This is a genomic window from Corynebacterium sp. UMB9976 (assembly GCF_030212265.1).
GTDB lineage: Bacteria > Actinomycetota > Actinomycetes > Mycobacteriales > Mycobacteriaceae > Corynebacterium.
The window spans coordinates 241720-255169 of record NZ_JASODY010000002.1; the positions used below are offsets into that span (position 1 = coordinate 241720).

Annotated in this window: 11 protein-coding genes; 2 read left to right on the forward strand and 9 right to left on the reverse strand. The window is 64.7% G+C overall.

Going from position 1 to position 13450, the window contains the following annotated elements; all coding sequences use genetic code 11:
• Nucleotides 1–266 precede the first annotated feature (266 nt).
• On the forward strand, nt 267–1052 hold the full coding sequence (locus QP140_RS02690) for a hypothetical protein (RefSeq protein ID WP_284757978.1): 786 nt from the start codon (nt 267–269) through the stop codon (nt 1050–1052).
• Between the two features lie 80 nt (nt 1053–1132).
• Here the strand turns inward: QP140_RS02690 and ndk are convergent, their stop codons facing one another.
• The 5 genes from ndk to QP140_RS02715 form a co-directional block, all read right to left on the reverse strand.
• Entirely contained in the window at nt 1133–1543 is a 411-nt protein-coding gene (gene ndk, locus QP140_RS02695; RefSeq protein ID WP_070757592.1) for a nucleoside-diphosphate kinase, read from the reverse strand.
• 81 nt (nt 1544–1624) lie between these two features.
• Nucleotides 1625–2053 carry a DUF4233 domain-containing protein gene (locus QP140_RS02700; protein WP_284757980.1) on the reverse strand — a complete coding sequence of 143 codons (429 nt, stop codon included), beginning with the start codon at nt 2051–2053 and terminating at the stop codon, nt 1625–1627.
• A gap of 32 nt (nt 2054–2085) precedes the next feature.
• A complete protein-coding gene (gene folC / locus QP140_RS02705) occupies nt 2086–3723 on the reverse strand; it encodes a bifunctional tetrahydrofolate synthase/dihydrofolate synthase (RefSeq protein WP_284757982.1) in 1638 nt (545 codons plus the stop codon).
• Nucleotides 3720–6506 (reverse strand): valine--tRNA ligase, encoded by a 2787-nt coding sequence (locus QP140_RS02710; RefSeq protein WP_284757984.1) that lies wholly within the window; start codon nt 6504–6506, stop codon nt 3720–3722. The genes folC and QP140_RS02710 overlap by 4 nt, the downstream gene beginning before the upstream one ends.
• 123 nt (nt 6507–6629) lie before the next feature.
• Nucleotides 6630–7634 carry a malate dehydrogenase gene (locus QP140_RS02715; RefSeq protein ID WP_284757986.1) on the reverse strand — a complete coding sequence of 335 codons (1005 nt, stop codon included), beginning with the start codon at nt 7632–7634 and terminating at the stop codon, nt 6630–6632.
• Nucleotides 7635–7766: 132 nt separating this feature from the next.
• On the opposite strand from QP140_RS02715, the gene QP140_RS02720 reads away from it, so the two are divergent.
• Entirely contained in the window at nt 7767–8537 is a 771-nt protein-coding gene (locus QP140_RS02720; protein ID WP_284757987.1) for a hypothetical protein, read from the forward strand.
• Between the two features lie 107 nt (nt 8538–8644).
• Here QP140_RS02720 and clpX read toward each other — a convergent pair whose 3' ends face one another.
• The 4 genes from clpX to tig form a co-directional block, all read right to left on the reverse strand.
• Entirely contained in the window at nt 8645–9919 is a 1275-nt protein-coding gene (gene clpX / locus QP140_RS02725; RefSeq protein ID WP_070757578.1) for an ATP-dependent Clp protease ATP-binding subunit ClpX, read from the reverse strand.
• A gap of 169 nt (nt 9920–10088) precedes the next feature.
• The gene (locus QP140_RS02730) at nt 10089–10709 is read right to left on the reverse strand and encodes an ATP-dependent Clp protease proteolytic subunit (RefSeq protein ID WP_070757576.1); all 621 of its coding nucleotides are present in this window, start codon (nt 10707–10709) and stop codon (nt 10089–10091) included.
• A gap of 3 nt (nt 10710–10712) precedes the next feature.
• Entirely contained in the window at nt 10713–11285 is a 573-nt protein-coding gene (locus tag QP140_RS02735) for an ATP-dependent Clp protease proteolytic subunit (protein WP_210398556.1), read from the reverse strand.
• A 262-nt stretch (nt 11286–11547) separates the two neighbouring features.
• Nucleotides 11548–13122 carry a trigger factor gene (gene tig / locus QP140_RS02740; protein WP_284757988.1) on the reverse strand — a complete coding sequence of 525 codons (1575 nt, stop codon included), beginning with the start codon at nt 13120–13122 and terminating at the stop codon, nt 11548–11550.
• Between the last annotated feature and the right edge of the window lie 328 nt (nt 13123–13450).

Here is a 13450-nt window from a genome sequence, read left to right on the forward strand (position 1 = left end):
CAGCAGCGGACCTGTGGAAACGACGGCCGCTGCGCCAGCCAGGCGCCAGAGCGACACCGAGGCCGGGCGCCTCAAAGGAGGCCTGGCGATGGAGGTGTGCTCGCAAACGATGTTTAAGTGTGATGGATTGCCCTTGCCGAACCGCATCGTCGTTGTGGGTACGGGTGTAAGGAAAATCCTGTCCCCCATCTTGTCATAACTTCCCCCGCCGGGAGGTAGCCAGCGTCCCGAGAAATCGTGTCTACACCGGTTGCTAACCTGATGGAATGTTCCAGATCAGCGAGAAGCAGCTTCAAGGCCACTACGCGAAGCATCAACCTTCCACGGTGCTTGGTTGGGCCCTCGGCGTTGTGTGGACGCTCGTCGTCATCGCCTGTTCTGCCCTGCCAGAAGTGTGGATGGGTTTCGTGGCGATTGCTTTTCTGCTGGGGCTGATGGTCTTCGGCTATATGAAGTTCTTCAACCGGCATGGCTACCGCATGAACGACTACGATCCGCTCAAGCCGGATGCGAAGCTGCAGCGGACCGAGTTCAACTGGCGCGAAGTGCTGCGCTTCGTTGTCCCCTACTCCGCAGCCTATGTGGCACTGAACCTCGCGCAGTCCGCGGCGCCGTGGGTGGTCGTCATTCCGGCAGCGATCGCCACCGGGTTGGGGATGGTGTGGTACTTCACCTCCGGGGCGCACCACCCAACGCATTATGCGGCGCCACCACAACTCTTCGGCGACGCGGGCGATGACTCCGCGCCACGTGGGACTGGCCAGGTGTTCGAGGGTCCGGATGCCATCGTGGCCTTCATGCATGCCGATGAGCTCGTGCCCGGCATTTATCAGCGTTTGGAAAGCGAGCTCGTGGCGGAGCTGGTCGCGCACGGGGCCGTCGAGCACGAGGTCAAGGCTGCCCTCAACGGGGCCGATGCGCACGGGCAGGTGGTGCGGATCCGCGAGATGCGACACCGCGGTAGCACCGACCAGTGGTTGACGCTGACTGAAGAAGCTAGCCAGGAGTACCAGGACAGCGTCCGCGCCACCCGTGGTCTAGCAAGCAAGTAACGGCACCGCTCCCCGCAGCATAAGAAAACGTCCCGGCGAGCCTATGTGGGCTTGCCGGGACGTTGTGCGTTGAGCAGTTTTTAGAGGTTCGGGAACCAGATAGCGATCTCGCGCTCAGCGGACTCCGGAGAGTCGGAGCCGTGAACGACGTTCTCGCCGACGGTCAGTGCGAAGTCGCCGCGGATGGTGCCCGGGGTGGCTGCCTCGACCGGGTGGGTGCCACCGGCCAGCTGACGCCAGGCAGCGATGGCGGACTCGCCCTCGACGATGCCCGCGACCAGCGGTGCGGAGGTGATGAAGTCCACGAGCTCGCCGAAGAACGGCTTGTCCTTGTGCTCCTCGTAGTGCTTCTCTGCGGTTGCGCGGTCTGCGGTGCGCAGATCCATCTCGACGAGCTTCAGGCCCTTGCGCTCGATGCGGGAGATGATCTCGCCGACGTGGCCATTAGCGACACCGTCCGGCTTAATGAGGATGAGAGTGCGTTCAGTCATGGTTCCTAAGGATAGCGAATTCTTAAAACCCTCGCCGCACCGGGTTCCCCTGCCCGGCGCAGCATTCCGCAATGGTTGCCGCTAGACGTGCTGGCTCGGAAGCAGGCCACGCCGCATGCGCTCCTGGACCACCTTACGCAGGTGGTAGATGTACCACCACACCCCGATGAAGATCAGGGCCATCACGCCGATCACCAGGTTGGCGAATACCCCGATCAGGGCCAGGATCTGCAGGCCCCAGTTGATCTTGTCCGCCGCCTCAGCCTTCTGCATGAAGGCCGCCGCGAACATCAGCACCGCCACGGCCAGGACGTAGCCGAACTGCAGCCAGACCGGACCCAGCCCCGAATCCACGCGGCCGACCACGGTCAGCCCCAGCAGCATGACGATCCCCTCCAGGATCAGGGTTCCCGCCATGACACCGCGAATGCCCTTCATCGGGTCGTTGGCTGGGGCGTGTCCCGGGCCGAGTGGCCCCATCTCCAGTTCTTCAGCCGGCTTGCGCGCCATCTGCTTCCAATCCTCCTGTGTACTCGAGCGTCCTACTCGGGCTTCTTGGCGAACAGCGTTCGCGCCTCACCTGCGGTCACCACAGAGCCGGTGATCAGCACCCCGGCCCCGGCCAGCATGCCATCGCTATCGTCCTCAGCCAACTGGATCGCGGTCTCCACCGCGGTCGGCAGCTGCTCGGCGACGTGGACCCGCTCCTCCCCGAAGGCATCCCGGGCGTACTCGGCGAGCACATCCACCGGCAGGGCGCGCGGGGACTGCACCTCCGTGACGACGACGTCGTCGAGAACCGGCTCGAGCGCGGCGAGAATGCCTCGGGCGTCCTTGTCCCCCAGCACCCCGACCACGCCGATGAGGCGGCGGAAATCGAAGTCCCGGTCCACCGCCTTCGCCAAAGCTGCCGCGCCGTGCGGGTTGTGGGAGGCGTCGATGAACACGCTCGGGGTGGCGCGCACGCGCTCCAACCGCCCGGGGGACGCCACAGTGGCGAAGCCCTCGCGCACCTTGTCGACGTCCAGCTGACGGTCTCCGCCCGCCCCGAAGAAGGCCTCCACGGCAGCCAGGGCGGTCGCAGCGTTGCAAGCCTGGTGCTCCCCGGACAGCGGCAGGAAAATGTCGTCGTAGGTCCCGGCGAGCCCCTTGATGGTCAGACGCTGACCACCGACCGCGACGGTGGATTCCACGGCACCGAACTCCACTCCGGCGCGAGCGACCGCGGCGTCGACCTCGACCGCACGCTCCAGCAGCACGCGCATCGCCTCGGGCTCTTGCTCCGAGATGATCGCGATATTCTCCGGCGGCGTGAGCAGATCCTCACGGTCCCAACGGGACTTGATGATGCCTGCCTTTTCACCGGCGATCTCGGTGAGGGTATCGCCGAGAAAGTCCGTGTGATCCATGCCGATGGGCGTGATCACGGAGACATCGGAGTTCACGACGTTCGTCGCGTCCCAGGTTCCGCCCATGCCGGTTTCGATGACGGCGACGTCCACCGGGGCGTCCGCGAAGGCGCTGTACGCGAGGGCGACCAACACCTCGAACTTGCTCATCTGCGGGCCACCCTCGGCCGTGGACTTCGCATCCACCATCTCCACCATCGGCTGGATCTCCCGCCATAAGCGGATGTAGTCCTGCGGATGGATCGGCTCGCCGTCGACGGCGATGCGCTCGGTGACCAGCTGCAGGTGCGGGGAGGTCGTGCGGCCCGTGCGGCGGTGGAATGCCCGCAGCAGGGACTCGATCATCCGCACCACGGAGGTCTTGCCGTTGGTACCGGCGACCTGGATGGTGGCAAAGGAGCGCTCCGGGTTACCCAACAGGTCCATGAGCATCTCGATGCGTTCCAGGGAGGGGTCGATCTTCGTCTCCGGCCAGCGCTGGTTCAGCTCGGCTTCGACCGCGGCGAGATCCGCCAGATCCTCCTCCGTGATGGGCCGAGGCGGCAGCGCGTCGTCGCCGCTCAGCTGACCATCCTCCTCACCGGGCTTCGCGCCGGCGGCATCGATGGGCAGCGCCAAGCCGTGCTCGTCGAGGCGCACTCCCCCGACGGCGGACGCGGCAACGGACGCCTCCTGGCCGGTCAGCTCGGCCGCACCGGCATCCCCTGCCCCGCCGTGGCCGCGATCCTCGGCCGGCGTGGTGTTCAGATCACGATCCGTGGAATCGGTCATTTCTTTGGCAGCCCCTCCAGACGGCGGGTGATGCGGTCGAACTCCTCCTGAGCCACGACCTGACGCTCCTTGATATCCGCCACGACGTGCTCCGGGGCCTTGTTCAGGAAGTTCTCGTTGCCGAGCTTCTTCGCCGCGTTATCCAGCTCCTTCTGAGCGTTGCCGAGGTCCTTCTCCAGGCGCTTGCGCTCAGCCTCAATATCCACCGCGTCGGAGGTGTCCAGCTCCACGGTGATCGTGGCCTGGCTAAGGCGCAGCTCGATGGAGGCGGTGGTCTCCCAATCATCCCCCGGTTCCTCAAGTCGGGCCAGGGAGCGGATGGCTGCCTCTTCCTCCTCGAGGTCCACGGCGGCGAAGTCCAGGCGGCCCGGGACACGCTGCTTCGGCTTGACACCCTGGTCGGCGCGGAAGCGGCGCAGCTCGGTGACCAGCTTCTCCAGGTCCGCCATGCGGCGAGCAGCCAGCTCGTCTGGCTCGGCACCGTTATTGGTCATGGACTGGTCCGGCCACTCGGCGATGACCAGGGACTCCGGGTAGCCCTCGACGTCCTTGGTCAGGGCGGTCCACAGCGTCTCCGTGACGAAAGGCATCGCCGGGTGCAGCAGGCGCAGCACCGCGTCGAGGACGCGACCAAGCACTACCTGGGTGTTCACGCCGCGGGCGTATTCCTCCTCGGTGGCGGAGTCCCAGTCACGCGGGATCTGTACCTTCGCGATCTCGAGGTACCAATCGCAGAACTCGCCCCAGGCGAACTTGTAGAGGTTCTCGTTAGCCAGGGAGAACTCGTAGCGCTCCAGGGCATCGTCGACGAGGGCGCGGGTGGCCTCCAGCCGGTCGAGAATCCAGCGGTCCGCATCGGTCAGCTCCTCGCGCGGTGGCAGCTCGCCGATCTGAGCGCCGTTCATGAGCGCGAACTTGGTGGCGTTGTATAGCTTCGTCGCGAAGTTACGGGAAGACTGCGCGGAGTGTTCGCCAACCGGCAGGTCCGCACCAGGGTTGGCACCACGAGCCAGGGTGAAGCGCAGCGCGTCAGCGCCGTAGTCGCGCACCCAGTCCATCGGGTCGATGCCGTTGCCCAGGGACTTGGACATCTTGCGGCCGTGCTCGTCACGGACGAGGCCGTGGAGGAAGACATCCTTGAAAGGCACCTGCGGGCGCCCATCACGAGCAGCCGGGTCCTCGCCATTCGCCTTGCCGTGCAGCGGGGAGCCCTCGAGCGTGTCCGCGAAGGTGGCGAACATCATCATGCGGGCGACCCAGAAGAACAAAATGTCATAGCCGGTGACCAGCACGGAGGTTGGGTAGAACTTCTGCAGGTCCGGGGTGTTCTCCGGCCAGCCCATCGTGGAGAACGGCCACAAAGCGGAGCTGAACCAGGTGTCCAGCACGTCCTCGTCCTGGCGCCAGCCCTCGCCTGTCGGCGGCTCATCATCCGGGCCGCAGCACACGACCTCGCCATCCGGCCCGTACCAGATCGGGATGCGGTGACCCCACCACAGCTGGCGGGAGATGGTCCAGTCGTGCATGTTGTCCACCCAGTCGAACCAGCGCGGTTCCTGGGAGGCCGGGTAGATGGTCGTATCGCCCTCACGGACGGCGTCGCCGGACATCTTCGCCAGCTTCTTCACATCCACCCACCACTGCAGGGAAAGCCGCGGCTCGATCGGCTCGCCGGAGCGCTCGGAGTGGCCGACGGAGTGCACGTAGGGGTGCTTGCGGGCCACAACACGGCCCTGCTCTTCGAGGGCCAAGCGGATCTTCTCGCGGGCCTCGAAGCGATCCATGCCGTCGAACTGCGTGCCCGTGCCGGACACGTGGCCGGTCTCGTCGAGCACCACCGGCATCGGAAGGTCGTGGCGCTGCCCCATCGCGAAGTCGTTCGGGTCGTGCGCCGGGGTGATCTTCACCGCACCGGTGCCGAACTCCGGGTCCACGTAGTCATCCGCGATGATGACCATCTCGCGGTCCGGCAGGAATGGGTGCGGCAGCGTGGTGCCGACGAGGTCGGCGTAGCGCTCGTCCTCCGGGTGCACCGCGACGGCCACGTCGCCCAGCATCGTTTCCACACGGGTGGTCGCGACGATGACGTGGGGCTCGTCGTCGTTAAGGGAACCGTAACGGAGGCTGACCAGCTCGCCCTCGACGTCCTCGTAGTTGACCTCGATGTCGGAGATGGCGGTCTGCAGCACCGGCGACCAGTTGACCATCCGGTTGGCCTGGTAGATCATGCCCTGGTCGAACAGGGCCTTGAAGATGGTCTGGACGGCGCGGGACAGCCCCTCGTCCAGGGTGAAGCGCTCGCGGGACCAGTCCACCGAGTCGCCGATGGCGCGCATCTGCTGCTGGATCAGGCCACCATATTCGTCCTTCCACTCCCAGACGCGCTCGACGAACTCCTCGCGGCCGTAATCAAAGCGGTCCTTCGATTCGCGCTTCTTCAGGTCGGATTCCACGCGGGTCTGGGTGGCGATACCTGCGTGGTCGGAGCCCGGCAGCCACAGGACCTCGTAGCCCTGCATGCGACGGCGGCGGGACATCGCGTCGATCAGAGTGTGATCCAGCGCGTGGCCCATGTGCAGCCGACCGGTGACGTTCGGCGGCGGCAGGACGATGGAGAACGGCGGCTTATCGCTCGTCGCGTCGGCCTTGAAGTAGCCGGCCGAAACCCAGCCTTCGTAGAGCTCCGATTCCACATCGGATGGGTTCCACTGATTGGGCAGCAGCTGCGAACGATCCTCGCCGCGCTGGACACCCTGGGACGTTGCAGGAGTATTGCTGGTCATCGCACCCTGATCACTTACTCGGGGACAAATTCTGTTGAACTCATCCCAGTGTAGTAGACGGGGCGGACACGGCTGGCAGCTCGTCGGCTAACCCGAGCCACCAGCCGGAACAGCGGTGTGGGGCTAGTCGATGAAGCCGGCTTCGCGCACCGCAGCCAGCTCCTCTTCCAGCTCCTGCTGGGTGCGCGCGATGCGCTGCTTCTGCTCCTCCCCCAGATCCAAGCCCTGGACGATCTCCCACTCGCCGTTCACGCTGCGGCACGGGAAGCCGAAGACCAGCCCCTCCGGAACACCGTAGGAACCGTCGGAAGGCAGCGCGACGGAGACCCACTCGTCGCCCTCGGTGCCTAGCAGCCAATCCCGCATGTGGTCGATGGCAGCGGACGCCGCGGAAGCTGCAGAGGAGTGGCCACGGACCTCGATGATCTCAGCGCCTCGCTTGGCCACGCGCGGGATGAATTCCTCACTGACCCACTCCGCGCCCAGCTTCTCGAAGACTGGCTCGCCGCCCGCGCGCAGGGCGGTGGCATCCGGGAACTGGGAGGCCGAGTGGTTGCCCCACACCACCATGCCCGAGAGCTCGGAGACCGGGACGTCCAGGCGGTCGGCGGCCTGGGACAGCGCGCGGTTGTGATCCAGGCGCATCATTGCGGTGATGCGGTTCGGCGCGACGGACTTGGCGTGGGCGGCGAGGATAGCGGCATTGGTGTTCGCCGGGTTGCCGACCACCAGCACGCGGGCGTTCGGGGCGACCTCACCCAGCGCCTCACCCTGCGGGCCGAAGATCGCACCGTTGGCAGCGAGCAGATCCGCGCGTTCCTGCCCCTTCTGGCGCGGCTTCGCACCAACCAGGAAGACGACGTCAGCGTCCTGGAAGCCCTCCCGGGCGTCAGTGTGGACGGTGACGTCCCCGAGCAGCGGGAACGCGGCGTCCTTCAGCTCCATGGTCACACCCTCCGCGGCGCGCTTTGCGGGCTCGATCTCAATGAGGCGGAGGTTCACCTTCCGTCCCGGGGAGATCTCGCCTGCCGCCAGACGGAACAGCAGGGAGTACGCGATCTGCCCCGCCGCGCCGGTGACCGCCACGTTCAAGGCACCGGAGGTGTTCTGCGAAGTGTTATCAACCATGAGTGAAACCGCCTTTAATCAGGATCGGGGGCACCAACCGGGGGCGATATCCCCCAATTGATCTTTCCGACCCCAGCCTACCCGCGAACAGTCATTACGATGAGGAGAGATAGTTTTGACTGGAGAGGAACAATGACCGACGACTCAGCTCGCCATCTTCCTCACTCGGCGCACCGGTACGACCTCGACCCGGTGGACTACGCCCGAGCGATGGAGTGCGCCCTGCCGATCGCCGTGGAATACGGGACGGATATCCCGAAGGCCCAGCTGGTGGCGATCCAACGCGCCGGTAACCTCCCCGCCAAGCACGCCCTGCTGAGTAATAACCAGGACCTCTACGAGGAGGCCCTGCGCTACGCGCTAGCAACCCTCTGGCCAGCCGAACCGAAGAAGTTTGAGGACGACATCGCCAGCCTCACCCCGGTGCAGGCAGTGCGGCGCCTCGTGCGCGAAACGCTCGCCCGGGCGCAGCGCAATCCGGATTCCATGCGCCTGATCGCCGCGGAGAACCTCTACAACCGAGCGGACGTGCCGAACCGTATCGACGTGCTCGAGCAGTCCCCCGTCATTCTCCAGATCGACCGTGCTCTCCTGCGAGGCCACGACCTCGGCGCCTTCCGCACCGGGGTGTCCGCGGAGGACGTCTACATCCTCATCCTGGGGCTATCCGGTTTCGCCACACTGCACCGCAACACCTTCTACGCGCTCTACGGGATGGACGTCCGCGAGCCGCACAACGAGTCCGGGGTCACCGAACTTGCCTGCGACGCCGTCGTCGCCTTCCTCACCACGCCGATGCGGACCAAGCAGGATAATTCCTATACCCACTCCTCCCCCTCCGAGATTGTGGGCGAATCGGTTGCCGCGAGCCTCTACGACTCCGAGGAGTTCTGGCAGGAGTAGCCCCGCCAACCGACCGCCCGACCCCACGCGGTGCACAGGGTGGGTCGCGGTTCACTGCCCCCTCGTGGACCGCGACCCCTAGTCGCCTTGTCCCCCTGGCGCGCTGCCTAAGCGGAGCGCTTATCCCGCTCGGCGACCTCCTCGTGGGTCAGGCGGGTCGGCTCGGATTCACCCTTCGCGGCAGCCTCGGTGATCAACACCTCGGCAATGTCCTCCTCCTCGGGGATGGAGTACATGATCGGCAGCAGGATCCGCTCCATGATGGAGCGCAACCCGCGCGCGCCGGTCTCCCGCGCGAGCGCCTGGCGGGCAACCTCGCGCAGCGCGCCGTCCTCGAATGCCAGCTGCACGTTGTCCATCTCAAACAGACGCTGGTACTGGCGCACCAGGGCGTTCTTCGGCTCGGTGAGCACCTGCACCAGCGCGTCCTCGTCCAGGTGTCCGACGTGGGTAACCACCGGCAGGCGGCCAATGACCTCTGGGATCAGCCCGAACTTCACCAAGTCCTCCGGCTCCACATACTGGAACGGGTCCTTGACCTGGTCGTTCTTGGAGGTGACCTCCGCACCGAAGCCCAGGCCCTTCTTGCCGCGGCGATCCTCGATGACCTTCTCCAGGCCCGCGAACGCACCCGCGACGATGAAGAGCACGTTCTTCGTGTCGAACTGGATGAACTCCTGGTTCGGGTGCTTGCGCCCACCCTGCGGCGGGACGGCAGCGACCGTACCCTCCAGGATCTTCAGCAACGCCTGCTGCACGCCCTCGCCGGAGACGTCGCGCGTGATCGACGGGTTCTCGGACTTCCGGCCGATCTTGTCCACCTCGTCGATGTAGATGATGCCGCGCTGTGCCTTCTCGACGTCGAAGTCGGCGCTCTGCAGCAGCTTCAGCAGGATGTTCTCGACGTCCTCGCCCACGTAACCGGCCTCGGTCAGCGAGGTCGCGTCCGCGATGGCGAAGGGGACGTCCAACATGCGTGCCAGGGACTGCGCCAGGTACGTCTTACCGGAGCCGGTGGGCCCCAGCATGAGGATATTGGACTTAGAGAGCTCGACCTCGTCGTCGTTGCGGCGGGCCAGCGCGTTGGCCTCTTCAACCTGGATGCGCTTGTAGTGGTTGTAGACAGCCACCGCGAGGGTGCGCTTCGCTTCATCCTGGCCGATGACGTACTTGTCCAGGAAAGCGGAAATCTCGGACGGGGTCGGCAGCTTGCCCTGTGGCTCCTGCGCGCTGGTGGCTACCAGCTCTTCCTCGATGATCTCGTTGCAGAGTTCAATGCATTCATCGCAGATGTAGACCCCGGGGCCAGCGATGAGTTTGCGGACTTGTTTTTGGCTCTTGCCGCAAAACGAGCACTTCAGCAGCTCTGCGCTTTCTTGCATCTGTGAGAACCAGTCTTTCTGAGAAATTGGTGGTGCTACGGCGGGGTATCCAACACTACCCAAAAACCCCGCTGCGCTGACTGAGCAACACTGCGGGGCTTGAGGGGCTGGGATCACCAGCCCCGGTCGCGGGAGCCGTGAAGCCGGGCCTCACGGAAACTATCGACCGCTACTCCTGAGCGGAGAGCTTCCGGTACTCGAAGACCTGGTCGATGATGCCGTATTCCTTAGCGGCCTCGGCGTCCAGGATCTTGTCGCGGTCGGTGTCGATGCGGATCTGCTCCGCGGACTTACCGGTGTGGCGCGCCAGGGTGGTCTCCATCAGCTGGCGCATGCGCTCGATCTCGTTGGCCTGGATCTCCAGGTCGGAGACCTGGCCCTGCACGCCGCCGGAGGCCGGCTGGTGGATCAGCACGCGGGCGTTCGGGAGCGCGGCGCGCTTGCCCGGGGTACCCGCGGCGAGCAGCACGGCGGCGGCAGAGGCTGCCTGGCCGAGGCAGACGGTCTGCACGTCCGGGCGGACGTACTGCATCGTGTCGTAGATGGCCATCAGGCTGGTGAAGGAACCACCAGGCGAGTTGATGTACATCGTGATGTCGCGGTCCGGGTCGAGCCCCTCCAGGACGAGCAGCTGGGCCATGATGTCGTTGGCCGCGGCGTCGTCCACCTGGGTGCCCAGGAAGATGATCCGCTCTTCGAAGAGCTTGTTGTACGGGTTGGATTCCTTCGCCCCGTAGCTGGAGTGCTCAACGAAGGATGGCAGGATGTAGCGCGATTCTGGCATCTTCATTCTTTACTTCTCCTTCGCAGAGCTGATGACGTGGTCGACGAAGCCGTAGTCCTTGGCCTGCTCGGCGGTGAACCAGCGGTCGCGGTCGGAGTCCTTCGTAATCTGCTCGACGGTCTGGCCGGTGAAGCCAGCGATCAGCTCCGCCATTTCACGCTTGGTGTGTGCAAACTGCTCCGCCTGGATGGCGATGTCGGCCGCGGTGCCGCCCACGCCGGCGGAAGGCTGGTGCATCATGATGCGGGCGTGCGGCAGAGCGTAGCGCTTGCCCTTCGTGCCCGCGGAGAGCAGGAACTGGCCCATGGATGCGGCCAGGCCCATGCCGTAGGTGGCGATGTCGCAGGGCGCGTACTGCATGGTGTCGAAGATGGCCATACCCGCGGTGACGGAGCCACCTGGCGAGTTGATGTACAGGGAGATGTCCTTCTCCGGGTCCTCGGCTGCCAGCAGCAGGATCTGAGCGCAGAGCTTGTTCGCGATTTCGTCGTCGACCTGGCTACCCAGGAAGATGATGCGCTCGCGCAGCAGACGCTCGAAGACTGAGTCGTTGAGGTTCATCCCAGCCGTGTCGGCGGACATGAGGCTGCTCGAAAGACTGCTCATTGTGCCCCTTTTCGTTCATTGGTTTATTCTTTGTGGCTTCCACAGTAGCGACTAACCCTCGGGTCGTGCCCGATGAAAAGCCCCTGTTCGCTTTAAGCGCACAGCACCCCCGGAGTATTCCTCCAGGGGTGCTGCGTCAAAGCGGTCGGTCAAAGCCGTTGCTTTAGTGTCACGACGCCACCGGCGCTCACCGAACCGAGTCAGGCTAGGCAGGCCGGGTGGCTAGCGTGCGCGAGGTTTACTTATCCTCGCTCTTCTTGGCTGCAGCCTTCTTCGTGGTCTTCTTCGCTGCGGCCTTCTTGGTCGTCTTCTTGGCGGTCGTCTTCTTGGTGGTCTTCTTCGCCGTGGACTTCTTGGCGGTCGACTTCTTGGTCGTCTTCTTCGCCGTGGACTTCTTAGCAGCCTTCTTGGTGGTCTTCTTCGCGGAAGACTTCTTAGCGGCCTTCTTCGGCTTCTCGTCCTTCTTGGCCTCCTCGGCCTTCTCGGACTCCTCCTCGGTGCCGAAGAACTGCTTCGGGTCGATCTCGTTGCCCTCGGAGTCCTTCACGGAGCTCTTGGAGATGTTGATCGCCAGAGCCTTGCCGCGGCGGACGTCGGCGAACAGGCTGCCAATCTGACCGGCCTGCTGCAGCTGCATGATGAACTGGTTCGGGTCCATGCCGTACTGGGCAGCGGTGAAGCCGATGTGGTCCATCAGCTCCTCCTGGGAGACCTCCGGCTGCTCGACGTCAGCCAGGGCGTCCAGGAACAGCTGGGTGCGGACGGAGCCCTCGGCGGCCTCGCGGGCATCTTCCTCGAACTTCTCGCGGGTGATGTCCTGAGCTGCGAGCATCTGCTCGAAGACCTTCTCGTCGCCACCGAACTGGCCGATGAGCTGCTGGATCTGGCCCTGCACCTGCTCGTCAACCACGGACTGCGGCAGTGGAACCTCGACCTTTTCGAGCGCAGCCTCGAGGACCTTGTCGCGGATCTGGCCGGCCTGGCCGTTCTTCAGCTGCTCCTCGACCTGGGTTGCCAGGGAGTCCTTGAGCTCGTCCAGGGTGTCGAACTCGGATGCCAGCTGTGCGAAGTCGTCGTCCAGCTCCGGCAGCTCGCGCTCCTTGACGGAGCCGACCTTGACGGTGACCTCTGCCTCTTCGTCGGCGTGCTCGCCGGCAACCAGCTTGGAGGTGAAGGTGGACTCCTCGCCGGCCTTCATGCCGACCAGGGCGTCGTCCAGGCCCTCGATGAGGGAGTCGTTACCGACCTCGTGGGACAGGCCCTCGGTGGTGGCCTCGTCCACGGTCTCGCCGTCAACGGTGGCGGACAGGTCGATGGAGACGAAGTCGCCCTTCTTGACCTTGCGGTCAACGGACTTCAGGGTGCCGAAGCGAGCCTGCAGGTTCTTCAGCTCGCCTTCGACGGCCTCATCGTCGGCCTTGATGGCGTCGACCTCAACGGAGATGTCGGAGAAGTCTGGGACCTCAATCTCCGGACGGACGTCGACCTCGGCGGTGAAGGTGACGGACTCGCCGTCCTTCAGCTCGGTGATGTCGATCTCCGGCTGGCCGAGAGCCTTGACGTCGTGCTCCTCGACAGCCTGGCTGTAGCGGGACGGCAGCATTTCGTTGATCACCTGGTCGAGGACCACGCCGCGGCCGAGACGGGTCTCGATGATCTTCGCCGGGACCTTGCCCTTGCGGAAGCCAGGGATGCTGACCTGCTGGCTCAGGGAGGCATACGCCTTGTCGAACTCCGGCTTGAGCTCGTCGAAGGGTACCTCGACGGTGATCTTGGTGCGGGTAGCGCTGAGCTTTTCAACAGAGCTCTTCACGAGTGCACTCTCCTGTGTATTCATGGTTGCTGACGGCCTGTGTCGCCAGTCAGCGTTGGACATCGACCAAGTTTATAGGGTCTTGATTTTCCGTGTCACCACACCCCCACCTAGTTTTGGCCAAGGTCGCCCCACCAGGCGAGTTTCGGCCAAGCGGAAATCACGCAATTTCGGTTCACCCGTCCGATCATGCAGCGGCGATGAGGTGCCCTCTCCTCCGCGCCAAGTCGTGCCAGATTCGTGCCAAATGTGGGTTAAGTAAAGAAAAGTGTGTCCGCATGCCACCATAACCCCAGACCACACACCACAAATCACCAAAGAATAGCTC

What these genes read in the sequence shown, in the direction of transcription:
- QP140_RS02690 (WP_284757978.1), top strand. Translation starts at nt 267, where the DNA reads ATGTTCCAGATCAGCGAGAAGCAGCTTCAAGGCCACTACGCGAAGCAT.
- ndk (WP_070757592.1), bottom strand. Translation starts at nt 1,543, where the DNA reads ATGACTGAACGCACTCTCATCCTCATTAAGCCGGACGGTGTCGCTAAT.
- QP140_RS02700 (WP_284757980.1), bottom strand. Translation starts at nt 2,053, where the DNA reads ATGGCGCGCAAGCCGGCTGAAGAACTGGAGATGGGGCCACTCGGCCCG.
- folC (WP_284757982.1), bottom strand. Translation starts at nt 3,723, where the DNA reads ATGACCGATTCCACGGATCGTGATCTGAACACCACGCCGGCCGAGGAT.
- QP140_RS02710 (WP_284757984.1), bottom strand. Translation starts at nt 6,506, where the DNA reads ATGACCAGCAATACTCCTGCAACGTCCCAGGGTGTCCAGCGCGGCGAG.
- QP140_RS02715 (WP_284757986.1), bottom strand. Translation starts at nt 7,634, where the DNA reads ATGGTTGATAACACTTCGCAGAACACCTCCGGTGCCTTGAACGTGGCG.
- QP140_RS02720 (WP_284757987.1), top strand. Translation starts at nt 7,767, where the DNA reads ATGACCGACGACTCAGCTCGCCATCTTCCTCACTCGGCGCACCGGTAC.
- clpX (WP_070757578.1), bottom strand. Translation starts at nt 9,919, where the DNA reads ATGCAAGAAAGCGCAGAGCTGCTGAAGTGCTCGTTTTGCGGCAAGAGC.
- QP140_RS02730 (WP_070757576.1), bottom strand. Translation starts at nt 10,709, where the DNA reads ATGAAGATGCCAGAATCGCGCTACATCCTGCCATCCTTCGTTGAGCAC.
- QP140_RS02735 (WP_210398556.1), bottom strand. Translation starts at nt 11,285, where the DNA reads ATGTCCGCCGACACGGCTGGGATGAACCTCAACGACTCAGTCTTCGAG.